The sequence below is a fragment of the Janthinobacterium sp. BHSEK genome, assembly GCF_056174685.1.
This window is the reverse complement of sequence record NZ_JBWBYV010000056.1, coordinates 42,641-68,413: the sequence shown is the minus strand read 5'-3', so window position 1 is coordinate 68,413 and position 25,773 is coordinate 42,641. Positions and strand designations below refer to the sequence as shown.

Annotated in this window: 24 protein-coding genes and 1 pseudogene; 15 read left to right on the top strand and 10 right to left on the bottom strand. The window is 62.6% G+C overall.

Translation table 11 applies throughout. The features are described 5' to 3' along the window. Window positions 1-160 precede the first annotated feature (160 nt). Window positions 161-322 (top strand): annotated as a pseudogene (locus tag AC0V2Y_RS19165) (cyclic pyranopterin monophosphate synthase MoaC); the annotation flags it as partial. A 6-nt stretch (window positions 323-328) separates the two neighbouring features. Here AC0V2Y_RS19165 and AC0V2Y_RS19160 read toward each other — a convergent pair. Then, window positions 329-685, bottom strand: a complete 357-nt coding sequence (locus AC0V2Y_RS19160) for a DUF6713 family protein (protein WP_475418359.1) — start codon at window positions 683-685, stop codon at window positions 329-331. A 187-nt stretch (window positions 686-872) separates the two neighbouring features. Here AC0V2Y_RS19160 and AC0V2Y_RS19155 point away from each other — a divergent pair, with 187 nt between their 5' ends. After that, complete coding sequence (locus AC0V2Y_RS19155) at window positions 873-1,595, top strand: flagellar brake protein (RefSeq protein WP_475417498.1); 723 nt, start codon at window positions 873-875, stop codon at window positions 1,593-1,595. A 21-nt stretch (window positions 1,596-1,616) separates the two neighbouring features. Here AC0V2Y_RS19155 and AC0V2Y_RS19150 read toward each other — a convergent pair whose 3' ends face one another. The 6 genes from AC0V2Y_RS19150 to recA all read right to left on the bottom strand — a co-directional run bounded on the left by AC0V2Y_RS19150 (window position 1,617) and on the right by recA (window position 7,250). Then, on the bottom strand, window positions 1,617-2,081 hold the full coding sequence (locus AC0V2Y_RS19150; RefSeq protein WP_475417499.1) for a pilin: 465 nt from the start codon (window positions 2,079-2,081) through the stop codon (window positions 1,617-1,619). A gap of 214 nt (window positions 2,082-2,295) precedes the next feature. After that, complete coding sequence (gene sucD / locus AC0V2Y_RS19145; RefSeq protein WP_475417500.1) at window positions 2,296-3,177, bottom strand: succinate--CoA ligase subunit alpha; 882 nt, start codon at window positions 3,175-3,177, stop codon at window positions 2,296-2,298. A gap of 13 nt (window positions 3,178-3,190) precedes the next feature. Beyond that, complete coding sequence (gene sucC, locus AC0V2Y_RS19140; protein ID WP_230539079.1) at window positions 3,191-4,360, bottom strand: ADP-forming succinate--CoA ligase subunit beta; 1,170 nt, start codon at window positions 4,358-4,360, stop codon at window positions 3,191-3,193. Between the two features lie 78 nt (window positions 4,361-4,438). Continuing rightward, the gene (locus AC0V2Y_RS19135; RefSeq protein ID WP_475417501.1) at window positions 4,439-4,999 is read right to left on the bottom strand and encodes a DUF2889 domain-containing protein; all 561 of its coding nucleotides are present in this window, start codon (window positions 4,997-4,999) and stop codon (window positions 4,439-4,441) included. A 488-nt stretch (window positions 5,000-5,487) separates the two neighbouring features. Further along, window positions 5,488-5,943 carry a recombination regulator RecX gene (gene recX / locus AC0V2Y_RS19130; protein WP_326458744.1) on the bottom strand — a complete coding sequence of 152 codons (456 nt, stop codon included), beginning with the start codon at window positions 5,941-5,943 and terminating at the stop codon, window positions 5,488-5,490. A 203-nt stretch (window positions 5,944-6,146) separates the two neighbouring features. Continuing rightward, entirely contained in the window at window positions 6,147-7,250 is a 1,104-nt protein-coding gene (recA, locus tag AC0V2Y_RS19125) for a recombinase RecA (protein ID WP_076565922.1), read from the bottom strand. A gap of 241 nt (window positions 7,251-7,491) precedes the next feature. Between recA and AC0V2Y_RS19120 the strand changes: the two genes are divergently transcribed. The 5 genes from AC0V2Y_RS19120 to AC0V2Y_RS19100 all read left to right on the top strand — a co-directional run bounded on the left by AC0V2Y_RS19120 (window position 7,492) and on the right by AC0V2Y_RS19100 (window position 13,436). After that, on the top strand, window positions 7,492-8,226 hold the full coding sequence (locus AC0V2Y_RS19120; protein ID WP_475417502.1) for a response regulator: 735 nt from the start codon (window positions 7,492-7,494) through the stop codon (window positions 8,224-8,226). Next, on the top strand, window positions 8,223-9,761 hold the full coding sequence (locus AC0V2Y_RS19115) for a sensor histidine kinase N-terminal domain-containing protein (RefSeq protein WP_475417503.1): 1,539 nt from the start codon (window positions 8,223-8,225) through the stop codon (window positions 9,759-9,761). Before AC0V2Y_RS19120 ends, AC0V2Y_RS19115 begins: the two co-directional genes overlap by 4 nt. Next, a complete protein-coding gene (locus AC0V2Y_RS19110) occupies window positions 9,754-10,068 on the top strand; it encodes a DUF4212 domain-containing protein (RefSeq protein ID WP_475417504.1) in 315 nt (104 codons plus the stop codon). The genes AC0V2Y_RS19115 and AC0V2Y_RS19110 overlap by 8 nt, the downstream gene beginning before the upstream one ends. Further along, window positions 10,065-12,113 carry a sodium:solute symporter family protein gene (locus AC0V2Y_RS19105; RefSeq protein WP_475417505.1) on the top strand — a complete coding sequence of 683 codons (2,049 nt, stop codon included), beginning with the start codon at window positions 10,065-10,067 and terminating at the stop codon, window positions 12,111-12,113. Before AC0V2Y_RS19110 ends, AC0V2Y_RS19105 begins: the two co-directional genes overlap by 4 nt. A 108-nt stretch (window positions 12,114-12,221) precedes the next feature. Next, window positions 12,222-13,436, top strand: coding sequence for a 6-phosphofructokinase (locus AC0V2Y_RS19100; protein WP_475417506.1), 1,215 nt, complete (start codon window positions 12,222-12,224; stop codon window positions 13,434-13,436). Here AC0V2Y_RS19100 and AC0V2Y_RS19095 read toward each other — a convergent pair. Further along, window positions 13,433-14,281: an IclR family transcriptional regulator gene (locus AC0V2Y_RS19095; protein WP_475417507.1), complete on the bottom strand. Its 849-nt coding sequence runs from the start codon at window positions 14,279-14,281 to the stop codon at window positions 13,433-13,435. The genes AC0V2Y_RS19100 and AC0V2Y_RS19095 overlap by 4 nt on opposite strands. 163 nt (window positions 14,282-14,444) lie before the next feature. Here AC0V2Y_RS19095 and AC0V2Y_RS19090 point away from each other — a divergent pair, with 163 nt between their 5' ends. Then, window positions 14,445-16,061 carry a GMC family oxidoreductase gene (locus AC0V2Y_RS19090; RefSeq protein ID WP_475417508.1) on the top strand — a complete coding sequence of 539 codons (1,617 nt, stop codon included), beginning with the start codon at window positions 14,445-14,447 and terminating at the stop codon, window positions 16,059-16,061. Between the two features lie 179 nt (window positions 16,062-16,240). After that, window positions 16,241-17,518 carry an MFS transporter gene (locus AC0V2Y_RS19085; RefSeq protein ID WP_475417543.1) on the top strand — a complete coding sequence of 426 codons (1,278 nt, stop codon included), beginning with the start codon at window positions 16,241-16,243 and terminating at the stop codon, window positions 17,516-17,518. Window positions 17,519-17,583: 65 nt separating this feature from the next. Here AC0V2Y_RS19085 and purM read toward each other — a convergent pair whose 3' ends face one another. Next, a complete protein-coding gene (gene purM / locus AC0V2Y_RS19080; RefSeq protein WP_034788683.1) occupies window positions 17,584-18,627 on the bottom strand; it encodes a phosphoribosylformylglycinamidine cyclo-ligase in 1,044 nt (347 codons plus the stop codon). A 188-nt stretch (window positions 18,628-18,815) separates the two neighbouring features. Between purM and AC0V2Y_RS19075 the strand changes: the two genes are divergently transcribed. From AC0V2Y_RS19075 to panB, 6 genes are all read left to right on the top strand, one after another. Then, complete coding sequence (locus AC0V2Y_RS19075) at window positions 18,816-19,898, top strand: AI-2E family transporter (protein ID WP_475417509.1); 1,083 nt, start codon at window positions 18,816-18,818, stop codon at window positions 19,896-19,898. Between the two features lie 76 nt (window positions 19,899-19,974). After that, window positions 19,975-20,643, top strand: coding sequence for a DnaA regulatory inactivator Hda (gene hda, locus AC0V2Y_RS19070; RefSeq protein WP_058048421.1), 669 nt, complete (start codon window positions 19,975-19,977; stop codon window positions 20,641-20,643). Continuing rightward, window positions 20,643-21,314, top strand: a complete 672-nt coding sequence (locus tag AC0V2Y_RS19065; protein WP_475417544.1) for a histidinol-phosphatase — start codon at window positions 20,643-20,645, stop codon at window positions 21,312-21,314. Before hda ends, AC0V2Y_RS19065 begins: the two co-directional genes overlap by 1 nt. Continuing rightward, on the top strand, window positions 21,307-22,677 hold the full coding sequence (pcnB, locus tag AC0V2Y_RS19060) for a polynucleotide adenylyltransferase PcnB (protein ID WP_475417510.1): 1,371 nt from the start codon (window positions 21,307-21,309) through the stop codon (window positions 22,675-22,677). The genes AC0V2Y_RS19065 and pcnB overlap by 8 nt, the downstream gene beginning before the upstream one ends. Beyond that, window positions 22,677-23,153 carry a 2-amino-4-hydroxy-6-hydroxymethyldihydropteridine diphosphokinase gene (gene folK / locus AC0V2Y_RS19055; RefSeq protein WP_475417511.1) on the top strand — a complete coding sequence of 159 codons (477 nt, stop codon included), beginning with the start codon at window positions 22,677-22,679 and terminating at the stop codon, window positions 23,151-23,153. The genes pcnB and folK overlap by 1 nt, the downstream gene beginning before the upstream one ends. 108 nt (window positions 23,154-23,261) lie before the next feature. Then, window positions 23,262-24,137: a 3-methyl-2-oxobutanoate hydroxymethyltransferase gene (gene panB, locus AC0V2Y_RS19050; RefSeq protein ID WP_475417512.1), complete on the top strand. Its 876-nt coding sequence runs from the start codon at window positions 23,262-23,264 to the stop codon at window positions 24,135-24,137. A gap of 133 nt (window positions 24,138-24,270) precedes the next feature. Here panB and AC0V2Y_RS19045 read toward each other — a convergent pair whose 3' ends face one another. Further along, window positions 24,271-25,758, bottom strand: coding sequence for an aldehyde dehydrogenase (locus tag AC0V2Y_RS19045; RefSeq protein WP_475417513.1), 1,488 nt, complete (start codon window positions 25,756-25,758; stop codon window positions 24,271-24,273). Window positions 25,759-25,773 lie beyond the last annotated feature (15 nt).

Below are 25,773 nucleotides of genomic sequence, written 5' to 3'. Positions count from 1 at the left end.
CTCTATCGAAAACAGCGGAGGAAACCTGCATAGCCTCCAATGCGATACATGTGTCGGATATTCAGTACACGGCTGCACTAAAAATAATTCATCCGGCGCAAACCAACATACCGATCCACACTGGCAACCAATTTGCAGTGTGCGAAGAGGAAAGATTGACACGAAGGGCAAGACGGGCGTGGAAATGGAAGCGCACACGTCCGTGCAGATCGGCTTGTTGACGATCTATGACATGTGTAAGGCCGTCGACCGGGGCATGGTCATGACCAACGTGCGCGTGCTGGAGAAGCATGGGGGCAAGTCGGGTGATTGGCACGCCGAGGTGTCATTATGCTGCCTGGCGCGCCAGCTGGCCCCGGACGCGGCGCAAGTCGCACAGCAGCCAGATGGCACTGGCCAGGCACAGCCCGATGATGGCCATGGACAGGGGCAAGTGGAACTGTTCCTGCCCTGCCAGCGCAAAGCCGGCATGGATCAGGCACGTTCCCACGCCCAGCGCGGCGCAGACACAAGCATACAGGGGCGCTCGCGGGGTGGCCAACAGCACGTGCCGGTAACCGGCCAGCACCACGGCGATCGCCGCCAGATTGAATATCAGGAAACCCTGTATGCCGCCTGGCACATGAAACATCTCCCACTCTTTCCAGTAGGCGGCGTCGATTTGATGCAGGATCAGGCACAACATGGTCCAAAAATAGCTGCGTGGCATAAAATTTACATTCGTCAGTATTGACGCAATTGTAAAGCCTGCAACGCGCAGCGGGACCTGTCCATGGCACTTTTCGATATCAATATGAAATTCATTGATATAAATGCTTTTTCATCAAGAAATCATGCATACTGCGAGTCGACCATATCCACATGAGCATCGCATGACAAGCAACAAGCCCGCCGCGGAAAGCAAGCTCCAGGACTTCGAATTCGAAGCCATGAATCTGCAGGTGGGAGGACGCATTCAGTTCATCACGCACCGCACCATCAAACCCATCCAGCATTTCTCGACCGTGATCGGTTATGTGAAAGACGAGTACCTGATCGTCAAGATTCCCATGGAAAATGGCGTCTCCATCGTGCTCAACGAGGGCGACAAGCTGACCATCCGTGTGTTTTCCGGCATCACCGTCTGTTCGTTTGCGTGCAGCGTGCTGCGCATCTTCGGCCGCCCGCTCCATTACGTGCACCTGAGCTTTCCCGACGCCATCCAGGGCACCAGCCTGCGCACGGCCATGCGCGTGAAAGTGGAGATCCCGGCGCAGCTGAGCTACCGCGACGTGGCGGCCGTGCCCGTGTTCATCGTCAACCTCAGCGTGTCGGGCGCGCTGATCGAGGCGCCCGGCATGCTCACGCCCGATGACGACGGCGTGGCGCTCAGCTTTACCCTGCTGGTGCAGCCGAACAAGCATCAGATGCGCGTCAACACGCGCGCCCGCATCCAGAACGTCAGCGTGGGCAAGCCGTCGAATGGCCATGCCGCCGACGCAGCCGAAATCTATACATATGGCGTGCAATTCATCGACCTGGAACCGACCCACTACACCCTGTTGCAAAACCTTACCTATGAAGCGCTGATCGCGGACCGGCAAAAAATCGTCTGATACCCGGCTGGCCAGCGCCGCTTACAGGGTCGGGGTCACGTCGGGAATGTTGTTTTTGATAATCGCTTCCTTCGCCGCCAGATTCGTTACGGTGGTGCTGTTAAACCAGCTCAGGCTACTGGTACCCGGCTTCATGGTCATCGTCACGCTTTGCCCACCGATCCCCGTGCCCAGGTCGGCAGCGAGGGTCAGCACGATATTCCCCTTGTCCACAGTGGCGCTCGCCACTTCGCGCGTGGCACTGAACACGGGAATGGAACTTGGTACGCTCTCGGTGGGCGTGCTGCAGGCGGCCGCCTCGCCCCCATTTTCCTGCACGCACAGGGCCACGGCCGTTTTCAACGGTGCGGCGGCGGCCAGCACGTTGCTGACCTTGGCCCGCATCGTATAGTCGCCGTACTGGGGAATGGCCACGGCCGCCAGGATGCCGGCGATGGCCACCACGATCATCAGTTCTATCAGGGTAAATCCGCTTTGCGCGCGCATCGCATCCTCCCGGAGTGCAGTTGGTCACGCCCTTCACAGTGCAAGCGCCATGCCAGCGGCGCGCCCGGGCAGCGGCGGTACACATGGAAAGAAAAGCGACACATTTGGGCGCTATCGGACCAGCGCCGTCCGCTCAGGCCGGAAAACGGCCTGTCTTGCAGACAAAAAAAAGGAGCCGAAGCTCCTTTTTTGTACTGCGGTCAGCGGGCTGAAATTACAGCATGGCTTTCAGCAGACGCGCCATTTCCGACGGGTTCTTGGTCACGGTGATGCCGCAAGCTTCCATGATTTCCAGCTTGGCTTGTGCCGTATCGGCGCCGCCCGAGATCAGCGCGCCGGCGTGGCCCATGCGCTTGCCTGGAGGAGCCGTCACGCCAGCGATGAAGCCGACGACCGGTTTTTTCATGTTGTCTTTGATCCAATAAGCCGCGTTGGCTTCGTCTGGACCGCCGATTTCGCCGATCATGATGACCGCGTCGGTATCTGGATCGTCATTGAACATCTTCATGATGTCGATGTGCTTCAGACCGTTGATCGGGTCGCCGCCGATGCCGACTGCCGACGATTGGCCCAGACCCAGTGCCGTCAGTTGACCCACTGCTTCATAGGTCAGGGTGCCCGAACGCGATACGACGCCGATACGGCCCTTCTTGTGGATGTGACCTGGCATGATGCCGATCTTGATTTCGTCTGGCGTGATCAGGCCTGGGCAGTTAGGGCCCAGCAGCAAGGTCTTGCTGCCAGCTTTCGCCATGCGGTCCTTCAGGGCCATCATGTCGCGGACAGGAATGCCTTCGGTGATGCAAATGGCCAGATCCATTTCAGCTTCGACAGCTTCCCAGATCGCCGCTGCCGCGCCTGCTGGCGGCACGTAGATCACGGAAACGTTGGCGCCGGTTTCTTTTTTCGCTTCGGTAACGTTAGCGAAAATAGGAATGCCTTCGAAATCTTCGCCGGCTTTCTTCGGGTTCACGCCTGCCACGAAGGCAGCTTTGCCGTTCGCGTAGTCGCGGCAACCGCGGGTATGGAACTGGCCGGTCTTGCCGGTGATCCCTTGGGTAACGACTTTGGTATCTTTATTGATCAGAATGGACATGTTGATTCCTTAATTAAGCTTGACCGGCAGCAGCGGCAACGACGCTCTTGGCTGCATCTTCCATGGTGTCGGCTGCGATGATAGGCAGACCGGAATCGGCCAGCATCTTTTTGCCCAGGTCTTCGTTGGTGCCCTTCATGCGCACGACCAGCGGTACGTTCAGCGAGACGGCTTTCACTGCGGCGATGACGCCTTCAGCGATCACGTCGCAACGCATGATGCCGCCGAAAATGTTCACCAGGATGGCTTTCAGGCCTGGGTTTTTCAGCATGATCTTGAACGCTTCGGTCACTTTTTCTGCCGTGGCGCCGCCGCCGACGTCCAGGAAGTTGGCTGGCTCGCCGCCGAACAGCTTGATGGTGTCCATGGTGGCCATGGCCAGGCCGGCGCCGTTCACCAGGCAACCGATGTTGCCGTCGAGCGAGATGTAAGCCAGGTCGAATTTCGACGCTTCGATTTCAGCTGGATCTTCTTCATCCAGATCGCGCAGGGCGACGATTTCCGGATGACGGAACAGGGCGTTCGGGTCGAAGTTGAACTTGGCGTCCAGGGCGATGACCTTGCCGCTGCCGGTGACGATCAGCGGGTTGATCTCGGCCAGCGAGCAATCGGTTTCCCAGTAGGCTTTGTACAAGCCTTGCAGGTTGACGCGGGCGTCGGCGATGGAACCGGCAGGCACGCCGATCTTGGCGGCGATGTCGTCTGCCTGGGCATCGGTCAGGCCTGTGCCCGGATCGATGGTGACGTGATGGATCTTCTCAGGGTGGCTCTCGGCCACTTCTTCGATGTCCATGCCGCCTTCGGACGATGCCATCAGGACGATTTTCTGGGTAACGCGGTCGGTGACCAGCGAAACGTACAGTTCCTGTTTGATGTCGGCGCCTTCTTCCACCAGCAGGCGGTTGACTTTCTGGCCTTCGGCGCTGGTCTGATGCGTGATCAGCTGCATGCCCATGATCTGGTCAGCGTATTCCTTGACCTGTTCCATCGATTTTGCCACTTTCACGCCGCCGCCCTTGCCGCGGCCACCTGCGTGGATCTGCGCCTTGACAACCCACACTGGGCCGCCCAGGGTTTCCGCAGCCTTGACGGCTTCTTCGACGGACATGCACGGAATACCGCGTGGTACCGTCACTCCGTGCTGCCGGAGGATTTCTTTGGCTTGATACTCATGGATTTTCATGCTGGCTTCCCTTCTGATACTGATTTGTAAAAATACGGTTAGTGGTGCAAAAAAAACAGGAAAAACAGAGCGCCGGGATCACACCTTGGCTACCCAGCGCGGGTAATACTGTGCAACCGCCCCGCCATCGGTGCGCAGGGCGTGGCATTTGTCGAGTTGGAACGGCTTTTCATGCGACAAGTCAGCATTCGCACCGTCACGGGTCGACCAGACATCGCCGGCAAATGCCTGAACCGTCGCAGTCGGCAAGACTTGCGCCAATTCGGTCAAATGGGTACAGCCAGCGATTCCCGCCAGGCGCTGTTTCAAGTCGCGGCGGAAATTCTTCAATAGGTTCAAACCGATCAGCGCCCTGTAAGCGGGGCCGATGGTATCGCAAAAACCGGGATAGGGCACGGCATCGGAGGCGGCTTCGGCCTCGACAATGGTCAGTTCGCGATCGACGGTAATGCGTAAATGGAGGTCATGCAGAGGGGCGCCGGCGGGACGGGGGCCGGAGGCCAGGGTCGCGTCATAGCTTTTGATATCGGTGATATGGGCGTCAATATCCCACAGGCCGTCGTCGCGCATATACGCTTGGACGTCGATAACGCGGGAGTGCCGTAGGGCGCGCCGGGATACGGGAGTTGACAGGGGCATAAGACCGATGCCGCTTGCGCGGCCATAATTTAGTAAGCAGCCATGTGCCTAAAGCACTCTGTTCGCAGCTTCTACGAACAGCAACCGCACCTGCGGCGCCGCAAAAACCCTAAAAGTGTAGCACAGTAGGCGCCGGTTGCGCCGCAACATAATTTTTCATTGCTTTGATAAAAACATTTCAAAGTATAAAGAACTCACATGGAAATTGAGCCTGTTATCACGGACGGTGATGATAGATATGACCGATGGGCGCCGCGAAACACCTGACCGAATGGCTGCGCCGGCGCAGCCCACGGCGGCACGGTCAGGCCCGGCCCCACGCAGCGCAACAATATGCCATCCGATCGACAGGCTGGCAGCGAGGAAAGTGAACTTACCAGTAAAACATTGATCTGGAGCAAGGCTGCCTGGCAGGCAAGGGACAGGGCAGCGACGAACTGTTGCAGAAGGAACACAGCAGGGCCGGCGGGACGGCCAGCGGCGCGCGCCTAGTCGTCTTCCGGCTCCAGCCCCTTCAAGGCCGCCTGCACGGCACGCTGGGAAAAGCCGCGCTGCATCAGGAAGCGCATCTGCTTGTTGCGCTGTTCCGCATCCTGCGCCACCTGGCCAAACTTGCGGCGCCACACCTCGCAGGCGCGCGCCACTTCCCCTTCGGCCAGGCCCGCCTTGAGTTCCTGCAGCGCCTCGCCGCCTATGCCGTGGCTTTGCAGTTCCGCCATGATGCGGCTGTTGCCGAAGCGGGCCGAGCGGCGGTGGATCAGCGACTCGGAAAAGCGCTCCTGCGACAGCCAGTTGGCTTGCTCCAGGCTGTCGAGCAAGGCTTCCACGTCGTCGCCCTCCTGCGCATGGCGCTGCAGCTTGCGCCGCAATTCCATGCGGCTGTGTTCGCGCATCGACAAAAAGCGTAGCGCCCTGCCCTTCAGGCTTAGTTGTACTGCGGCCATACACCCACCTTGTCTTTCATTCCACGATCACATCACCCAAACACAATCGCCGCCCGGCGCAACAGCGCGGGACGGCGATCATGGTCACACCTTGCAGCAAGCCATGCGTAGGTCGGATTAGGCCCCTTGGGCCGTAATCCGACAACATCGTTGACGTCTGTGGTGTTGTCGGATTACGCGCGGCTTTGCCGCGCTAATCCGACCTACTCTGCCTTGGCTTCCGCAGCCTTGGCAGCCTTGTCGGCGGCTTTATCCGCTTTTTCCGGTTTTTCAGCGGCCAGCGGCGGCAGTTCGCGCACGCCCAGCGAAGCGCGGACCTTGTTTTCGATTTCGCGGGCCAGCGCCGGACGCTCTTGCAGGAAGGCGCGGGCGTTGTCCTTGCCCTGGCCGATGCGTTCGCCGTTGTAGCTGTACCACGAACCGGATTTTTCCACGATCTTGGCATCCGAGCCCAGGTCCAGGATTTCGCCTTCGCGCGAGGTGCCGGCGCCGTACAGGATGTCGAAGTGCGCTTCCTTGAACGGCGGCGCGATCTTGTTCTTGACGACCTTGACCTTGGTTTCGTTGCCGATCACTTCATCACCGGACTTGATCGAGCCCGTGCGGCGGATGTCCAGGCGCACGGAGGCGTAGAATTTCAGCGCATTGCCGCCCGTGGTCGTTTCAGGGCTGCCGAACATCACGCCGATCTTCATGCGGATCTGGTTGATGAAGATGACCAGGGTATTCGTGCGGTTGATGGAGCCGGTCAGCTTGCGCAGGGCTTGCGACATCAGACGCGCTTGCAAACCTGGCAGCGAATCGCCCATGTCGCCTTCGATCTCGGCGCGTGGCGTCAGCGCGGCCACGGAGTCGATGACGACGAGGTCGACGCTGCCCGAACGCACGAGGGCGTCGCAGATTTCCAGCGCCTGCTCGCCCGTGTCCGGTTGCGAGATCAGCAATTCATGCAGGTTCACGCCCAGCTTTTGCGCGTAACCGACGTCGAGCGCGTGCTCGGCATCGATAAAGGCGCAGGTGCCGCCCAGTTTTTGCATTTCGGCGATGGTTTGCAGGGTCAGCGTGGTTTTACCCGACGATTCCGGACCGTAGATTTCCACCACGCGGCCGCGCGGCAAGCCGCCTACGCCCAGCGCGATATCGAGGCCGAGCGAACCGGTCGACACGACTTGCACTTCTTCGATCGGTGCGCTGGCATCCATGCGCATGACCGAACCTTTGCCAAACTGCTTCTCGATCTGCGCCAGTGCGGCGGCGAGCGCCTTGGCTTTTTCCGATGCGGGTACTACAGCTTTTTTATCGTCCATATGTTCTTTCAGCCGTTCTACAGGTGCGGATTCACATGAATCCGGCAACCTGCGATAGCGCCAGTGGGTTAAATTCTTTACACAGACAGTACTGTATAAAAAAACAGTGATCAATGCAAGCGGAACGTGGATTTGTTTTGAAACAGATCAATACAAGCCTGGTTTCTCACAAAAACTCGCCACCTTGCGGGAAATGAAACACAATACAAGCTTCTACCGCCGCAAGCATAGGAAGTGCACCATGCGTATTTTACTTGCCGAAGATGACAGCGTGCTGGCCGATGGCCTGACCCGCTCGCTGCGCCAGTCCGGTTATGCGATCGACTACGTCAAGACCGGGCAGGAGGCCGATACGGCCCTGTCCACCCAGGAATTCGACCTGCTGATCCTCGACCTCGGCCTGCCGAAGATGTCCGGCCTGGAAGTGCTGCGCCGCCTGCGCGCGCGCGCCTCGCTGTTGCCCGTGCTGATCCTGACGGCCGCCGATTCCATCGAACAGCGCGTGAATGGCCTCGACCTCGGTGCCGACGATTATATGGCCAAGCCGTTCGCCCTGTCGGAACTGGAGGCAAGAGTGCGCGCCCTGACGCGCCGCGGCGCCGGCGGCGGCGCCACCATCATCAAGCACGGCCCCCTCAGCTATGACCAGGTGGGACGCAGCGCCTATATCAACGACCAGATGCTCGACCTGTCGGCGCGCGAACTGGGCTTGCTGGAAATCCTGCTGGGCCGCACCGGCCGCCTCGTCTCGAAAGAACAGCTGGTCGACCACCTGTGCGAATGGGGCGAGGAAGTGTCGAACAATGCCATCGAAGTATATGTGCACCGCCTGCGCAAGAAGATCGAGGTGGGCGGCGTGCGCATCGCCACCGTGCGCGGCCTCGGCTACTGCCTGGAGAAATATTCGGAAGCGGCGCGCCTGCAAGCCGAAGCGGGCGAGGCGGCAAGCCCGGCCAGCGGGCCCGCCAGCAAGTGAAGGCGCGCGAGGCGCCAGCGGACGAGGCGGACGACGACGACTGGTTCGAGCCGCCCACCACGGAGCAGGACGACACCATCGAGCACTCGCTGTTCGGCGAAATCCTCGACTGGATGCTGGCGCCCCTGCTGCTGCTGTGGCCGATGAGCATCGCCATCACCTATCTGGTGGCCAAGGGCATCGCCAATCAGCCGTTCGACCATGCGCTGGAAGACAGCGTGACCGTGCTGACGCAACAGGTCAAGCAGGCCGACGGCGCGCTGCTGCGCCGCGTGCCGGACAAGAACAGCAATAACAAGGGCCGCGACTTCCTGCGCGGCGACGACGTCGACACCCTGTATTACCTGGTGGTGGGTCCGCGCGGCGAATACCTCGACGGCGACCGCGACTTGCCGCCGCCGCAAGACCCCGACAAATACCGCAGCGGCATGGTGCTGTTTCGCAACGACACCATCCACGGCACGCCCGTGCGCGTGGCGTTCAGCTATCTCGATATTCCTGCCGGCAGCGATGACGAACCGCACCGCGCGCTGGTGCAAGTGGCCGAGACGCTGGAAAAGCGCGCCCAGCTGGCCAATGAAATCATCAAGGGCGTGATTTTGCCGCAGTTCATCATCCTGCCCGTGATCCTGGCCCTCGTCTGGTTTGCCCTGGCGCGCGGCCTGTCGCCGCTGGCGCAATTGCAGGAACGCATACGCGCCCGGCCGCCCGACGATTTATCTCCCATCGAATCGGGGCAGGTGCCCGAAGAAATCACGCCGCTGGTCGGTTCGCTCAACGAAATGCTGGCGCGCCTGTCGCTGTCGATCGACATGCAGAAACGCTTCATCGCCGATGCGGCGCACCAGATGAAGACGCCGCTGGCCGGCATGCGCATGCAATCGGAGCTGGCCCTGCGCCAGACCGACCACGACGAGATCCACCGCTCGCTGCTGCAGCTGGCGAAAAGCTCGGAAGCGGCTACGCGCCTGGTCAACCAGCTGCTGGCCCTGGCACGCGCGGAAAACCAGCCGCAGGCGGGCACGGCGTTCGAGCCGATCGAGCTGAGCGAGCTGGCGCGCGGCGTGGTGCAGGACTGGGTGCAAGCCTCGTTTGCCCAGCATATCGACCTGGGCTTCGAACAGCCCGCGTATTCGATCATGATTTCCGGCAATGCCATGATGCTGCGCGAGCTGCTGAGCAATCTGATCGACAATGCCCTGCGCTACACGCCGCTTGGGGGCAGCGTGACGGTGCGCGTGCGCAGCACCCTGGAACTGGCCATCCTGGAAGTGGAAGATACGGGGCCCGGCATTGCGCCGGCCGAACGGGCCCACGTGTTCGAGCGCTTTTACCGCATTCTCGGCAGCAATGTCGACGGTAGCGGCCTGGGCCTGGCCATCGTGCGCGAGATTGCCCAGCAGCATGGCGCCGAAGTCGATATTTTTAACAATCCGCGCGCCACGTCGCCCAAGTTGCCAGGCACGCTGCTACGCCTGAGCATCGCCCTGCTGTTGCCGGAAGCGCCAGAAGAGGATGACATCGTGTATGGATAAGCCCAGCCTTCCCGCGGCGCCGCTGCAGCCGGCGCGCACGCCCGGCCCCGAACTGCAGGCGCGCCGCGATGTGCACTGGCGCAAGACGCGGCGCCTGACGGCCATCCTGCTGCTGGTCTGGCTGCTGACGGGCTTCCTGACCGTGTTCTATGCGCGCGAGCTGCTGCACCTGAACCTGTTCGGCTGGCCCCTGCCCTTCTATATGGCGGCCCAGGGCGCCTCGCTCGTCTACCTGGCCATCATCGCCTTGTATGCCTGGCGCATGCGGCGCCTCGACCGGGCTTTTCATGCCGAGGAACAAGCATGAGCGGCCAGCGCACCTTCTTTGCCCGGCTGTGCCGCTACTACCTGCTGTTTACCGCCGGCTTCGCCGCCTTCCTGCTGGCCCTGTCGGTGCTGGAACAGGAAGGCATGCCGCGCGCGTGGATCGGCTACCTGTTCATGCTCGTCACCATCACCCTGTACGCCACCATCGGCGTCATCAGCCGCACCTCGAACGTCACCGAATACTATGTGGCGGGGCGCAGGGTGCCGGCCATGTTCAACGGCATGGCCACGGCCGCCGACTGGATTTCGGCCGCCAGCTTCATCAGCCTGGCCGGCGGCCTGTACCTGAACGGCTTCGACGGCCTGGCCTTCATCATGGGCTGGACGGGCGGCTATTGCCTGGTGGCGCTGCTGATCGCCCCCTACCTGCGCAAGTTCAGCCAGTACACGATTCCCGATTTCCTCGCCGCCCGCTACGGCAGCGGCACCGACAAGCGGGGCGCCAGCGTGCGCGTGGTGGCCGTGGCCGCCACCATCATCGTGTCGTTTACCTATGTCGTGGCGCAGATCTACGCCGTCGGCCTGATCGCCTCGCGCTTCACGGGCGTGGATTTTTCCGTCGGCATCTTCCTGGGCCTGGCCAGCATCCTCGTCTGCTCCTTTCTTGGCGGCATGCGCGCCATCACCTGGACGCAGGTGGCGCAATACATCATCATCCTCGTCGCCTTTCTGATTCCCGCCATGTGGCTGTCGGTCAAGCATGCAGACAATCCCGTGCCGCAGATCGCCTATGGCAAGGTGCTGCCGCAACTGAGCGCGCGCGAACACGTGCTGGAAACGGACCCGAAAGAGATCGAGGTGCGCGCCATCTTCCGCCAGCGCGCGCACAGCTACCAGGCGCGCATCGACGGCTTGCCCGGTTCCTGGGAGCAAGGCCGCCTGGCGGCCCAGCGCCAGCTCGACAGTTTGCGCCAGCGCAATACCTCGCTGTTCGACATCCGCAACGCGGAGCGCTACCTGATCGCCTATCCCAAAAGCCCCGACGAGGCACGCGTGCTGTGGCAGGCCGCGCAGGCGCAGAATCAGAAACGCGCCGAACCGATCATTCCGCACGCGCAGCCGTTTCCCGCCGCCGACCGGGAACAGTCCGACATCAAGCGCAACAATTTCCTGGCCCTCGTATTTTGCATGATGCTGGGCACGGCCGCCCTGCCCCACATCCTCATGCGATCGTACACCACGCCGTCCGTGCACGAAACGCGCGTGTCCGTGTTCTGGACCCTGTTCTTCATCCTGTTGATCTACCTCACGATTCCCGCGCTGGCCGTGCTGGTCAAGTACGACATCTACTCGGCACTGGTCGGCACGCAATACGCGAACCTGCCCACCTGGGTGTCGTACTGGGCCAACGTGGACAAGCTCAGTCCCCTGATCAGCATCGTCGACGTCAACCGCGACGGCATCGTGCAACTGGCGGAAATTTCCATCGACGCCGACGTGCTGGTGCTGGCCACGCCCGAGATTGCCGGCCTGCCCTACGTGATTTCCGGCCTGGTGGCGGCCGGCGGCCTGGCCGCCGCCCTGTCGACGGCCGACGGTTTGCTGCTGGCCATCTCGAACGCCCTGTCGCACGACGTCTATTACAAGGTGGTCGATCCCAGCGCCTCGACGCAAAAGCGCGTGACGATTTCCAAACTGCTGCTGCTGGCCGTGGCCTTCATCGCCGCCTATGCGGCCTCGCAAAAGCCGGCCGACATTTTGTCGCTGGTGGGCGTGGCCTTCTCCCTGGCCGCCTCGACCCTGTTCCCGCCGCTGGTGCTCGGTGTCTTCTGGCAACGCGCCAATTACCAGGGCGCGCTGGCCGGCATGCTGACGGGCTTTGGCGTCTGCCTGTACTACATGCTGCACACGAGCACCATGCTGGGAGGCAATGCCAGCGGTCAATGGTTCCATATCGCCCCGATTTCCGCCGGCATCTTCGGCGTGCCCGCCGGCCTGGCCGCCGCCATCCTCGTCAGCTGGCTGACGCCGGCGCCGGGACGGCGCAGCCGGGGACTGGTCGAGCATATCCGGGCACCGGAATGAATCTGCAGGCAGGCCCGCCAGATCAATTCCCCTTGCGGCATAGGGAAAAGACAGCGTCCCGCTAAAAAAGGAGTAGGCTGGAGGGCCGTTCCACTACGAGGAGACCTCATGCCGTCTGGAAAAATTCTTGTTGCCCAGGGAGGCGGCCCCACCGCCGTCATCAACCAGTCGCTGGTGGGCGTGGTGCTCGAATCGCGGCGTTTTCAGCACGTCACCCGCGTGTACGGCGCCCTGCACGGCGTGCGTGGCATCATCAATGAAGAGTTCGTCGACCTGACGCAGGAAACCAGCCACAACCTGGAACTGGTGGCCGCCACGCCGTCCTCTGCGCTCGGTTCCACGCGCGACAAGCCCGACATCGCCTACTGCCAGCAAATCTTCGAAGTACTGCGCGCGCACGAAATCGAGCACTTCTTTTACATCGGCGGCAACGACTCGTCCGACACGGTGCGCATCGTCAGCGAGGAAGCGCACAAGGCTGGCTATCCGCTGCGCTGCATCCACATCCCGAAAACCATCGACAACGACCTGGTGGGCAGCGACCACACGCCCGGCTTTCCCTCGGCCGCGCGCTTCGTCGCGCAAGCGTTCGCCGGCGCCAACCTCGACAACGCGGCCTTGCCCGGCGTCTATGTGGGCGTGGTGATGGGCCGCCACGCGGGCTTTTTGACGGCCGCCTCGGCGCTGGGCAAGAAGTTCCCCGACGATGGTCCGCACCTGATCTACGTGCCCGAGCGCGTCTTTGTCTTGGAGCAATTCCTCGCCGACGTGAAGGCCACCTATGCGAAGTACGGCCGCTGCGTGATCGCCGTCTCGGAAGGCATCCACGACGAGTCGGGCGAGCCGATCGCCAGCCTGCTCGCCAAGGAAGTGGAGCGCGATGCGCATGGCAACGTGCAATTGTCCGGCACGGGCGCGCTGGCCGACCTGCTGTGCGACGAAATCAAGGCCAAGCTCGGCATCAAGCGCGTGCGCGGCGATACCTTCGGCTATCTGCAGCGTTCCTTCATCGGCTGCGTCTCCGACGTCGACCAGCGCGAAGCCCGCGAAGTGGGCGAAAAGGCGGTGCAGTTCGCCATGTGGGGCGACCGCGACGGTTCCGTCGCCATCAAGCGCACGGGCTTTTATTCCGTCGACTACGAGTTGCTGCCGCTGACCGAGGTGGCGGGCAAGACGCGCACCATGGAAGACGAGTTCATCAGCGCCAGCGGCACGGACGTGACCGATGCTTTCCGGCTGTATCTGCGCCCGCTGCTGGGCTCGGGCATGCCCGATGCGTTCCGCCTGCGGGCCGCCAAGGTGGCGAAGGTCTTAAAACCCTAGCTGGACTCCGCCAGCAGCAGCGGCCGCAGCTTGACGGCCGCTTCTTTTAACTGCGGCACGTGCTGCATCAGCTGCTCCACGGACTTTCTCGCCACAGGCGCGTGGCAGGCCACGGCGGCCACGATACGCCCGTCGGCCGCGCAGATGGGCACGGCCACGGCCACCATGCCGTGCACGAATTCCTCGTCGTCGATGCCGATGCCCAGGCGGGCGATGCGCACGATCTCGCGCTCGAGCAGCACGGAATCCGTGATGCTTTTCGGTGTGCGCGCCTGCAGGGTCAGCATGGCCAGCAAGGCGCGCCGCTCCAGCAAGGACATATGCGCAAGGAATAATTTGCCACTCGCCGTGCAATGCATGGGCGCGCGCGTGCCCAGCACCAGGTGCAGGCGCAACGGTTCCTGCGTCTCCACCCGGTCCACGTAGACGATTGCATTGCCCTCGGGAATGGCCAGATTGCACGTCTCGCCCGTGGCCGCCACCAGGCTGCCCAGGATGCTGCGGCTCACGCGGATCAGGGCATTGTTGCGCAAGGTCGCCAGCGCCAGGTTCGTGGACGCTGCGCCCGGCACATAGCCGCGCCCCACGGGCGTGCGCAGCACATAGCCGTGTTGCTCCAGCGTATCGAGCAGGCGCATCATGCTGGCCTTGGGCACTTGCATGCGCGCGGCCAGCTGCGACAGGGTCAAGGGCTGGCTGGCGCTGGCCAGGTGCTCGATCAGGCGCAGCACGCGCAAGCCGCGCGCCTCGTCGCCATGGCTGGCCGCCGGGCTGGCAGTTACCGCGCACCCCGCCGGGCTGTCTTCTTCGGCCTCGGCCGGCCGTTTTTGAAACGCATCATGCATGTTCTGTTTCACCTCTCGCGTATGCGGCGGTTTCCGCTTGTCCCGGTGCAGCACGTCTTTTATAAATGGAACCAGACGTTCCAAAAATAATCAATAAAGACCAGTGTATCGCAAAAAACGCCCGCCGAGGTGGTTCGATACCGCAACGCAGGAGACAAGCACCATGTTGCAAACACACTACGATTACATCGTCGTCGGCGCCGGTTCCGCCGGCTGCGTGCTGGCCAACCGCCTGTCGCACGACAGCAACCACCGGGTATTGCTGCTGGAAGCGGGCGGCAAGGACAACAATCCCTGGATACACGTGCCGGTCGGCTATTTCAAGACCATGCACGACCCGAAGCTGGACTGGTGCTACTGCACGGAAGCGGATGCCGGCATCGCCGGACGCCAGTTGCAATGGCCGCGCGGCAAGGTGCTGGGCGGCTCCAGCTCGCTCAACGGCTTGCTGTACGTGCGCGGACAGAAAGAGGATTACGACCGCTGGGCCGAACTGGGCAACGCAGGCTGGAGCTATGCCGAGGTGCTGCCCTATTTCAAGAAATCGGAAGACCAGGAACGCGGCGCCAGCGACTACCACGGCGTGGGCGGCCCGTTGAAGGTGTCGGACCTGCGGCTGCGCCGCCCCATCGCGGAACACTTCATTGCCGGCGCCACGGAAAGCGGCATCCCCTTCAATGCCGATTACAACGGCGCCACGCAGGAAGGCGTCGGCTACTTCCAGCAAACGGCCAGCAAGGGCTTGCGCTGGAGCACGGCCAAGGCCTTTTTGCGCCCCGCCCGCAAGCGCGCCAACCTGCGCGTGGAAGTGCGCGCGCAGATCACGCGCGTGCTGTTCGAAGGAAAGCGCGCCGTCGGCATCGAGTTCCGGCAGGATGGCCAGCTGCGCCAGGCGCGCGCCAGCGGAGAAGTGATTTTATGCGCGGGCGCCATCGGCTCGCCGCAAATCCTGCAATGCTCGGGCGTGGGTCCGCGCGCCTTGCTCGATAAAGTGGGCGTGCCGCTCGTGCACGACTTGCCCGGCGTGGGACAGAACCTGCAAGACCATCTGCAGATCCGCCTCGTCTTCAAGACGCGATTAAAAACCCTGAACGATGAAGTCAACAGCCTGTGGGGCAAGCTGTGGGTGGGCATGCAATACGTGTTTTCCCGCTCCGGCCCTCTCACCCTGGCGGCCAGCCAGGTGACGGTGTTTACCCGATCCTCGCCCGAGGTGGAGCGGCCCGACATCCAGTTCCACATGCAGCCGCTGAGCGCCGACAAGCCGGGCGAAGGCGCGCATCCGTTTTCCGCCTTCACGTCGTCCGTGTGCCAGCTGCGCCCGCACAGCCGCGGCCACGTATCGATCAAGTCCGCCGATCCCCTCGCCTACCCGGGTATTTATCCCAATTACCTGTCCGACCCGCGCGACCAGCGGACGGCCATTGCCGCCCTGCGCGTGGCGCGCAGGATCGCCGCCGCGCCGTCGCTGGCGCCGCACATCATTTCAGAGTTCGTGCCCGGTCCGCAGTTCGAGACGGATGCGCAGCTGCTGGAAGCGGCACGGCGTTTCAGCCAGTCGATCTACCACCCGAGCGGCACCTGCAAGATGGGCCACGACGCCATGGCAGTCGTCGACGAGCGCCTGCGCGTGCACGGCATGCAGAACCTGCGCGTGGTCGATGCGTCGATCATGCCGGAAATCGTCTCGGGCAATACGAACGCGCCCACCATCATGATCGCCGAAAAAGCGGCCGACATGATCCTGGCGGACGCCGTGCGGCTGCCGCAGGCGGCCTGACCCACCCATTCCATTTCCGGCAAGGAGGATGTCAGCGGCGGGCAGGCGGCCCCGCCTCCAATGACCCGGCGACAAGCCAGGCATCAAAAAAAACACACATAATCGATATCGATTGGAGACTAGATATGGACAACAATCCCAACAATCCGAAAAAAGCCCAAGAGCTGCGGAAAGTCGTGATGGCCAGCGTGATCGGTGCCACCATCGAGTGGTACGACTTCTTTTTATACGGCGTCGTGGCCGGCATCGTGTTCAGCAAACTGTATTTCCCGGGCGGCGATCCGCTCGTCTCGACCATGCTGGCCTACGGCACCTTCGCCGTGGGCTTTCTGTCGCGCCCCATCGGCGGCGTGATCTTCGGCCACTTCGGCGACAAGATCGGCCGCAAGAGCATGCTGGTGATGACCCTGATGATCATGGGCATCTCCACTTTCCTGATCGGCGTGCTGCCGACCTATGACCACATCGGCTACTGGGCGCCGGGATTGCTGCTGTTCCTGCGCGTGCTGCAAGGCATCGGCCTTGGCGGCGAATGGGGCGGCGCCGTGCTGATGGCGTATGAATATGCGCCGCCAAAGGACCGCGGCTTCTACGCCAGCCTGCCGCAGATCGGCCTGGCCATCGGCCTGTGCCTCGCGTCGGGCGTGGTGGCGATCCTGTCATACAGCCTGACGGATGCGCAATTCCTCTCGTGGGGCTGGCGCGTGGCCTTCATCCTGTCGGCCGCCCTCGTCTTCATCGGCATGTGGATACGCCTGAACGTGATGGAAACGCCGGAGTTCCAGGCCGTCAAGGAAAAGAACGCGGAGACGCAGATTCCATTCTTCGACCTGCTGAAGCGCTATCCGGGCAATGTATTAAAAGGCATGGGCGCGCGCTATATCGACGGCGTGTTCTTCAATATCTTCGGCGTGTTTTCCATCACCTATCTGACCAACACCATCAAGATAGACCGCACGGAAGCGCTGATGGGCGTGATGGCGTCGGCCGTCGTGATGTGCTTTTGCATCCCCTTCTTCGGCCGGCTGTCGGACCGCATCGGCCGCAGCAAGGTGTTTTTCTGGGGCTCCTTGATCACGGGCGTGTCGGCCATCCCCGCCTTCTGGATCATGCTGCACCACGCCGACAATCCGCTGCTGCTGTGGTGTTCCGTGATCATCCCGCTGGGCGTGCTGTATTCGGCCGTGTACGGCCCGGAAGCGGCCCTGTTCTGCGACCTGTTCGACGCCAAGGTGCGCTACACGGGCATCTCCTTCGTGTACCAGTTCTCCGGCATCTTCGCCAGCGGCCTGACGCCCATCATCGCCACCTACCTGCTCAAGACGGGCAATGGCGAGCCATGGCACATCGTCGGCTACATCCTGTTCGCCTCCCTCGTCTCGGCCGTCAGCGTGGCCATGATCGGGAAAGGAGGCTCGCAGCCGGACGGCCGCATGAAACCGGCGCACGCGCGGTAAGATATCGCGGCGCAAAAAAAGGCAGGCCTCTTGCGAGCGCCTGCCTTGTTTGTTCAAGCTACAGCTTAGATAACAATGGTTTGATGCTCGTCGCCCACGCGGGCGCGGATGGTGCCGATGCGCGAGACGGTTTCGCCGGCCGCTTGCAATTGCGCGATGGCCGCGTCGGCGTTTTCCTGCGAGACGATGACGGTCATGCCGATGCCGCAGTTGAAGACGCGGTGCATCTCGGCGTCAGCCACGCCGCCGTGCTGTTGCAGCCACGTGAACAGCGGCGGCATGGTCCATGCCTTCGAGTCCAGTTCGGCCACCAGGCCGGGCTGCAGCACGCGCGGGATGTTTTCCACCAGGCCGCCGCCGGTGATGTGCACCATGCCTTTGACTTCCATGGCATCCATCAGCGCCAGCAGCGGCTTGACGTAGATGCGCGTCGGCTGCATCAGCACGTCGGCCAGCTTACGGCCATGGAAGTCGCCTTCCAGGTCCGGTTTTGCCACTTCGATGATCTTGCGCACAAGCGAGTAACCGTTCGAGTGCACGCCCGACGAGGCCAGGCCCAGCACCACGTCGCCCGGAGCGATCTTGGTGCCGTCGATGATTTTCGATTTTTCCACGGCGCCGACGGCAAAACCTGCCAGGTCGTATTCGCCGGCCGGGTACATGCTCGGCATTTCCGCCGTTTCGCCGCCGATCAGCGCGCAACCCGCCTGTTCGCAACCTTGGGCGATGCCCTTGATGACGTCGGTGGCGATGGCCACGTCCAGCTTGCCGCAGGCAAAATAGTCGAGGAAGAACAGCGGTTCGGCGCCTTGCACCAGGATATCGTTGACGCTCATGGCGACGAGGTCGATGCCGACCGTGTCATGGCGGTTCAGTTCGAACGCCAGGCGCAATTTCGTGCCGACGCCGTCGGTACCGGAGACCAGCACCGGTTCCTTGTACTTCTTGCTGATTTCAAACATGGCGCCAAAACCGCCCAGGCCGCCCATCACGCCTTCGCGCAGGGTGCGCTTGGCAAACGGCTTGATTGCTTCGACTAAAGCGTCGCCTGCGTCGATATCGACGCCAGCGTCACGGTAGGAAAGGGAAACATTAGAAGTCTGGTTCATGGTGTGGTGGCAGCGGAGGCGGTAAAATAGAAGGCGGATACCCGCCGGCACGCGCGCGCAAGCATGTTCTTCAACATCGTGCGGCAGGGCGCCAGCGGGTGAATTCGGTCGATCAAGACGCTATTTTATCAAACTGCCCCGCCATTTCGTAATTAACTGCCTTTTTTTAACGCAACAACACAAACTCCATGCCATTCGCCGTCACCGCCGAACAGAAGCAAACAGCATTTTGGATCGCGGTCTGGCTGGCATTCTTGCTGCTGCTCGTCAGCCTGGGCCCCATCCTGACGCCCTTCCTGGCCGCCGCCATCCTCGCCTACGTGCTCAATCCCGGCGTCGACCGCTTGCAGCGCCTGCATTACCGGCGCTTTTATTTGCCCCGTCCGCTGGCCGTGCTGGTCGTCGTAGTGTTGTTTTTCCTCGCCATTACGGCGCTGGTGCTGATCGTCGTGCCTGTGCTGCAAAAGGAAATCCCCTTGCTGCAGGCGCAGATTCCCCAATTCCTGAGCAAGGCGAACGAGTTCCTGGCGCCGAAACTGCGCGACCTGGGCATCCGCGTGCGCCTCGACGGCACGGGCATCAAACGCATGCTGAGCCAGCAGATGGCCACCAGCGGCGATGAAATCTGGAGCACGGTACTCGCCTCGGCGCGTATCGGCGGCACGGCCGTGCTGGGCTGGCTGGCCACCGTGGTGCTCATTCCCGTGGTGCTGTTCTATCTGTTGCTGGACTGGCATCCCATGCTGGCGCGCATCGCCGGCGCCGTGCCGCGCCGCTGGGTCGGCCGCACGGTGGGCATGGCGCAGGAAGTCGATACCCTGCTGGCGCAATACCTGCGCGGCCAGTTGCTCGTGATGCTGGTGCTGGCCACCTATTACTCGGTGGCGCTGGCCATCGCCGGTTTTGAAGTGGCATTGCCCGTGGGCATCATCACGGGCTTGCTGGTGTTCATCCCCTACCTGGGCTTCGGCCTGGGCCTGATGCTGGCCCTGATCGCCGCCCTGCTGCAGTTTGCCGACTGGAGCGGCGTCATCGCCGTGGCCGTCATCTATGGCTGCGGCCAGGTCATCGAGGGCTTTTTCCTCACGCCGCGTCTGGTGGGCGAGCGCATCGGCCTGAACCCGCTGGCCGTGATCTTCGCCTTATTGGCCTTCGGACAATTGTTCGGTTTCGTCGGCGTTTTGCTCGCTTTACCCGCTTCTGCCGTCCTGATGGTCGCTTTTAAGCATCTAAGACGCCACTACCTCTCCAGCAGCTTCTATAATACCTAGTAAAAGCGGATATCATATCAACCTAGCAATACCACGATGCACATGCAGTAATGAAAAACAGGACAAGGCGTACGCCATGAAACAACTGGTGCTCGATTTAGGCACAGACCAGGCGCACAGCCTCGATACCTTCGAGGTGGGACAGAATGCCGAAGTGGCGCAGCTGATGCGCCAGTTCGCCGCGCGCACGTCGCGCGAACATTTTGCCTACCTGTGGGGCGAACTGGCCGCCGGCAAGAGCCATCTGCTCAAGGCCCTGGCCAGCACCGAGCGCGCGCGCTACATTTCGCCGTTCTCGATCGAGTCCGAATTCGTGTATTCGCCTGACGTGGACCTGTACCTGCTCGACGACTGCGAAAAACTGTCGCCGCTGGCGCAGATCGACGCCTTTGCCCTGTTCAATGAAATCCGCGCCAACAAAGCCTTCATGGTCTGCAGCGGCGCCGTGCCGCCCGCCGTGCTGCCCGTGCGCGAAGACTTGCGCACGCGCATGGGCTGGGGCCTGATCTACCAGATCCACGGCTTGACGGACGATGAAAAAATCGCCGCCCTGACCCAGGCGGCCACCACCCGCGGCTTGACCTTGTCGCCCGGCGTGTTACCCTATCTGCTGTCCCATTTCCGGCGCGACATGCGTTCGCTGTCGACGATGCTGGACTCTCTCGACCTCTACTCCCTTGAAACCCAACGCCCGATCACCTTGCCATTATTGCGCGAGTTGCTGCAGGCGGAAGCGAAAGAATGATGAATCTGGCCCTGTTTGACCTCGACCACACCCTGCTGCCCATCGACTCGGATCACGAGTGGGGCGAATTCCTGGTACGCATCGGTGCCGTGGACGCCGCCGAATTCACCCGCCGCAACGACGAATTTTTCGCGCAATACCAGGCCGGCACGCTCGATCCGGTGGAGTACCTGGAATTCTCGCTCGGCACCCTGGCGCAATTCCCGCGCGAACGCCTCGAAGCGCTGCACAAGCAGTTCATGGCCGAAGTGGTCTTGCCGGCCATCCGCCCGGAAGTCGTGGCGCTGATCAAGCAACACCAGGACGCGGGCGACCTGCTGGCCATCGTCACGGCTACCAACCATTTCATCACCAAACCCATCGCCGATGCACTGGGCGTCGAGCACCTGCTGGCCGCCATGCCCGAATATGACGATGAAGGCAATGTCACGGGCAAGCTGGTAGGCACGCCGACCCTGGGCGCGGGCAAGCTGACCCACACCCATGCCTGGCTGGAAAAGATGGGTAAGGAACTGGGGCAGTTCGAGCGCAGCTATTTTTACAGCGATTCGCACAACGACATTCCCCTGCTGTCGGTCGTGACCCACCCGGTCGCGACCAACCCCAACACCGCTTTGAGCGCACACGCATCCCTCCACGGCTGGCCATCACTCCACTTATTCAATGATTAAAAAATTCATCCGCAAGATCCTCGGCGTTAAAAAAGAGGCAGCGCGCGACACCACGGCACCCATCGTGCTCGGTCCCGCGCAACACGGAATCGACCCGAAACTGGTGTCGTCGAATGCCATCCGCGTCACCAGCAGCCTGCAGGAAGCGGGCTTCGAGGCCTTCGTCGTCGGCGGCGCCGTGCGCGACCTGCTGCTGGGCGTGAAACCCAAGGACTTCGACATCGCCACCAACGCCACGCCGGAACAGGTGAAGCGATTGTTCCGCCGCGCCTTCATCATCGGCAAGCGCTTCCAGATCGTGCACGTGATGTTCGGCCAGGATCTGCTGGAAGTCACGACCTTCCGCGGCGCCGGCGCCGATTCCGCGCCCAAGGATGAACATGGCCGCGTCCTGCGCGACAACACCTTCGGTTTGCAGCACGAAGACGCGCTGCGCCGCGACTTCACCATCAACGCCATGTACTACAACCCGGCCACGCAGGAAGTGCTCGATTACCACGGCGGTGTGGAAGACATCCGCGCCAAGACCCTGCGCATGATCGGCAAGCCGGAAGAACGCTACCGCGAAGACCCCGTGCGCATGCTGCGCGTGGTGCGCTTTGCCGCCAAGCTGAAATTCACCATCGAGCCGCACACGGCTGCGCCGATTCCCGTCATGGCGCCACTGATCAACAACGTGCCGGCGCCGCGTGTGTTCGACGAGATGCTCAAGCTCCTGATGAGCGGCCATGCGCTGGCCTGCCTGCAGCAGCTGCGCAAGGAAGGCTTGCATCACGGCCTGCTGCCGCTGCTCGACGTGGTGCTGGAGCAGCCGCTGGGCGCGAAATTCGTCACCCTGGCGCTGGACGCCACGGACCAGCGCATCGCCGCCGGCAAGACCGTCTCGCCGGGCTTTTTGTTTGCCTCGCTGCTGTGGCACCAGGTGCTGGAAAAATGGACGGCCTACCGCGCCGCCGGCGAATCGACCATCCCCGCGCTGCACCTGGCAGCCGACGACGTGCTCGACTCGCAAACGGAAAAACTGGCCCTGCAGCGCAAGATCGGCTCCGACATGCGCGACATCTGGTCGATGCAGCCCCGCTTCGAGCGCCGCGTCGGCAAGGCGCCGTACAAATTGCTCGAACACCTGCGCTTCCGCGCCGGCTACGACTTCCTGCTGCTGCGCTGCGCCTCGGGCGAGATCGACATGGACATCGGCGAATGGTGGACGGCCTTCTATGAAGGCGACGAGGAAACGCGCGAAGCGCTGCTCGTCAGCGCGAATGCAGCACCGGGCGCCGTCAAGAAGAAGCGCCCGCCACGCCGCAGCACGCGCAGCAAAACGGGTGGCGGCACCACCACCGGCAGCACCAACGGCGAATAATGTCAGTGATTGCTTACATCGGCTTCGGGGCCAACCTGGGCGACGCGCGCGCGAATGTGCAGGAGGCGATCGCGCGCCTGGCGCGCCTGCCCGGCGCCAGCTTGCTGGACGCCTCGGCCAGCTACCGCACGGCGCCCATCGATTCCAGCGGCGACGACTACATCAACGCCGTGGCGCGCATCGCGACCACCCTGCCGGCAGAGGAACTGCTGCTGGCCCTGCACGCCATCGAGGCGGCGCACGGGCGCGAACGGCCTTACCGCAACGCCCCGCGCACCCTGGACCTGGACTTGCTGCTGTACGGCGATGAGCAGATCGCCAGCGCCGCCCTGACGGTGCCCCATCCGCGCCTGACGGAGCGCGCCTTCGTGCTGGTGCCGCTGCTGGAACTCGCGCCCGACATCGCCGTGCCCGGACGCGGCCCCGCGCAAGGCTATCTGGCGGGCGTGGCGGACCAGGCCATCAGCCAGCTCTGAGCGCCACGCGGCATTGCTCTACAATGCCGCCCCTGCACGCCGCCCTATAAAGTACTACACTAGCGGCGTCGCAATAGCATCACCCCCCTTTCACTCTAGAGAATACCTATGTCCGCTTATTTGCAAGGAACAGATCTGGCCGCAAAAGACAAGGCCGCCACACCGGCGCCGGCGCCATCCAAGCCTGTCGCCAACAAGGCCGTGACCATCCATACGCTGGCCACGTTGCGCGCCGCCGGTGAAAAGATCTCCATGCTGACCTGCTATGACGCCAGCTTCGCGTCCCTGATGGACCGTTGCGGCGTGGAGATCCTGCTGATCGGCGATTCGCTCGGCATGGTCTGCAACGGCCTGAACTCCACCCTGCCCGTCACCGTGGCCGAACTGGCCTACCACACGGCGTCCGTCGCGCGCGGCAGCAAGTCGGCCATGATCCTGTCCGACCTGCCGTTCGGCGCGTACGGCACGCCTGAAACGGCTTACGCCAACGCCGTCATCCTGATGCAGGCGGGCGCGCACATGATCAAGATCGAAGGCGGCGCCTGGCTGGCCGAGACCGTCCGTTTCCTCACCGAGCGCGGCATCCCCATCTGCGCCCACATCGGCCTGACGCCGCAATTCGTGCACCAGCTGGGCGGTTATAAGGTGCAGGGCAAGAGCACGGAAAGCGCCGCCGAACTGAAGAACGACGCGCTGGTGCTGCAAAACGCGGGCGCCGCCATCGTGCTGATGGAAGCCATGCCGTCGCAGCTGGGCAAGGAAGTGACCGACATGCTGACGATTCCCACCATCGGCATCGGCGCCGGTCCCGACTGCTCGGGCCAGGTCCTCGTCATGCACGACATGCTGGGCGTCTTCCCAGGCCGCAAGGCGCGCTTCGTGCGCAACTTCATGGAAGGCGCGACCAGCATCGACGACGCCGTCACCGGCTACGTCAAAGCCGTCAAGGATGGCAGCTTCCCGGCGCTGGAACACTGCTTCTGATGTAGTTTGTTTTACGTCTAAGTCGGCTTACGCACTGCGCGCTAAGCCGACCTACGAAACCATCCACGCTATAGGTCGGGTAGGTCGGATTAGGCCGCAGGCCGTAATCCGACAACACCGCAGGCGCAAATCCCTATCCCACCTGTATCCACGTCGTCTTCAGCTCCGTGTACTTGTCCAGCGCGTGCAGCGACTTGTCACGCCCGTTGCCCGACTGCTTGTAGCCGCCGAACGGCACGGTGATGTCGTCGCCGTCGTACTGGTTGACGTGCACGGTGCCGGCGCGCAGGGCGCGCGCCGTCTGGATGGCCTTGGTGATGTCCGAGGTCCACACGGCCGCCTGCAAGCCGTAGGGCGTGGCATTTGCCTGTTGGATGGCTTCAGCGATATCCGTAAAGCCCAACACGGACAGCACCGGCCCGAAAATCTCTTCGCGCGCGATCGTCATGCCGGCGTCCACGCCGAAGATGGTGGGCTGCACGTAGTAGCCGCCCGTATCAAGGCGCACGGCCTCGCCGCCGCCGAGCAGCTGCGCGCCTTCGCTCTTGCCGGCCGCGATATAGCCCATCACCGTCTGCATCTGCGTGGCGTCGACGATGGCGCCCATGACGGTGGCTTCGTCGAGCGGGTCGCCTGGCTGGAAGCGCGGCAGCATGGCCAGCGCCTTGGCGACAAATTCTTCCCTGATCGATTCTTCCACGAACAGGCGCGATGGCGCATTGCAGCTTTCGCCCTGGTTGAAGAAAATGGAGCCAACGGCGGCCGCCACGGCCTTGTCCAGGTCCGGGCAATCGGCGCACACGATGTTGGCGGACTTGCCGCCCAGTTCCGTCCACGCCCGTTTCAGATTCGACTGGCCCGCCATCTGCACGATCAGTTTCCCCGTGCGCGTGGACCCCGTAAAGCCAATGCAATCGACGTCCATGTGCAGCGCCAGCGCGGCGCCGGCCTCGTTGCCGTAGCCGGGCAGCACGTTGAACACGCCCGCCGGCACGCCCGCTTCGAGCGCGATGTCGGCCAGGCGCAGCGCCGTCAATGGCGATTTTTCAGACGGCTTCAATATCACGCTGTTGCCGGCCGCGAGGGCGGGCGCGATCTTCCAGGCGGCCATGATCATCGGGTAGTTCCACGGCACGATGGCGGCGACGACGCCCACCGGTTCGCGCGTGATCAGGGCCAGGCTGTTGGCGGGTGTCGGCGCGATTTCATCGTAGACCTTGTCGATCGCCTCGCCGTACCAGCGCAGGCAGTTGGCCGTGGCGCCCACGTCCACGCTCTGGCTGTACTTGATCGGTTTACCCATGTCCAGGGTTTCCAGCAGGGCCAGTTCGGGACCGTATTTCTGCACCAGGTCGGCGAACTTGATCAATATCCGCTTGCGCTGCGCCGGCGATTTACCGGCCCAGCGGCGGTCGTCAAAGGCGGCGCGCGCGGCCTGCACGGCCGCCTCCACGTCGGCGCCGTCGCAGCGGGCCACCTGCCCCAGCAGACGTCCGTCGATGGGCGACAGATTGTCGAAAGTCTGGCCGGACCTGGCCGCGACCCGTTCGCCGTTGATGACAGCGCGGCCATCGATCTTGATCTCTGCGGCCCGTGCGTGCCAGCTGGTGTTTTCCGTCATGGTCGTCTCCTGTGT

Bases quoted from the DNA above. Each gene is read 5' to 3' on its own strand.
- purM (WP_034788683.1), bottom strand. From the start codon at position 18,627: ATGAACCAGACTTCTAATGTTTCCCTTTCCTACCGTGACGCTGGCGTC.
- sucC (WP_230539079.1), bottom strand. From the start codon at position 4,360: ATGAAAATCCATGAGTATCAAGCCAAAGAAATCCTCCGGCAGCACGGA.
- AC0V2Y_RS19090 (WP_475417508.1), top strand. From the start codon at position 14,445: ATGTTGCAAACACACTACGATTACATCGTCGTCGGCGCCGGTTCCGCC.
- AC0V2Y_RS19110 (WP_475417504.1), top strand. From the start codon at position 9,754: ATGGATAAGCCCAGCCTTCCCGCGGCGCCGCTGCAGCCGGCGCGCACG.
- AC0V2Y_RS19085 (WP_475417543.1), top strand. From the start codon at position 16,241: ATGGCCAGCGTGATCGGTGCCACCATCGAGTGGTACGACTTCTTTTTA.
- AC0V2Y_RS19100 (WP_475417506.1), top strand. From the start codon at position 12,222: ATGCCGTCTGGAAAAATTCTTGTTGCCCAGGGAGGCGGCCCCACCGCC.
- folK (WP_475417511.1), top strand. From the start codon at position 22,677: ATGTCAGTGATTGCTTACATCGGCTTCGGGGCCAACCTGGGCGACGCG.
- recX (WP_326458744.1), bottom strand. From the start codon at position 5,943: ATGGCCGCAGTACAACTAAGCCTGAAGGGCAGGGCGCTACGCTTTTTG.
- panB (WP_475417512.1), top strand. From the start codon at position 23,262: ATGTCCGCTTATTTGCAAGGAACAGATCTGGCCGCAAAAGACAAGGCC.
- AC0V2Y_RS19105 (WP_475417505.1), top strand. From the start codon at position 10,065: ATGAGCGGCCAGCGCACCTTCTTTGCCCGGCTGTGCCGCTACTACCTG.
- AC0V2Y_RS19160 (WP_475418359.1), bottom strand. From the start codon at position 685: ATGTTGTGCCTGATCCTGCATCAAATCGACGCCGCCTACTGGAAAGAG.
- AC0V2Y_RS19045 (WP_475417513.1), bottom strand. From the start codon at position 25,758: ATGACGGAAAACACCAGCTGGCACGCACGGGCCGCAGAGATCAAGATC.
- pcnB (WP_475417510.1), top strand. From the start codon at position 21,307: ATGATTAAAAAATTCATCCGCAAGATCCTCGGCGTTAAAAAAGAGGCA.
- recA (WP_076565922.1), bottom strand. From the start codon at position 7,250: ATGGACGATAAAAAAGCTGTAGTACCCGCATCGGAAAAAGCCAAGGCG.
- hda (WP_058048421.1), top strand. From the start codon at position 19,975: ATGAAACAACTGGTGCTCGATTTAGGCACAGACCAGGCGCACAGCCTC.
- sucD (WP_475417500.1), bottom strand. From the start codon at position 3,177: ATGTCCATTCTGATCAATAAAGATACCAAAGTCGTTACCCAAGGGATC.
- AC0V2Y_RS19075 (WP_475417509.1), top strand. From the start codon at position 18,816: ATGCCATTCGCCGTCACCGCCGAACAGAAGCAAACAGCATTTTGGATC.
- AC0V2Y_RS19135 (WP_475417501.1), bottom strand. From the start codon at position 4,999: ATGCCCCTGTCAACTCCCGTATCCCGGCGCGCCCTACGGCACTCCCGC.
- AC0V2Y_RS19095 (WP_475417507.1), bottom strand. From the start codon at position 14,281: ATGCATGATGCGTTTCAAAAACGGCCGGCCGAGGCCGAAGAAGACAGC.
- AC0V2Y_RS19155 (WP_475417498.1), top strand. From the start codon at position 873: ATGACAAGCAACAAGCCCGCCGCGGAAAGCAAGCTCCAGGACTTCGAA.
- AC0V2Y_RS19065 (WP_475417544.1), top strand. From the start codon at position 20,643: ATGAATCTGGCCCTGTTTGACCTCGACCACACCCTGCTGCCCATCGAC.
- AC0V2Y_RS19150 (WP_475417499.1), bottom strand. From the start codon at position 2,081: ATGCGCGCGCAAAGCGGATTTACCCTGATAGAACTGATGATCGTGGTG.
- AC0V2Y_RS19120 (WP_475417502.1), top strand. From the start codon at position 7,492: ATGCGTATTTTACTTGCCGAAGATGACAGCGTGCTGGCCGATGGCCTG.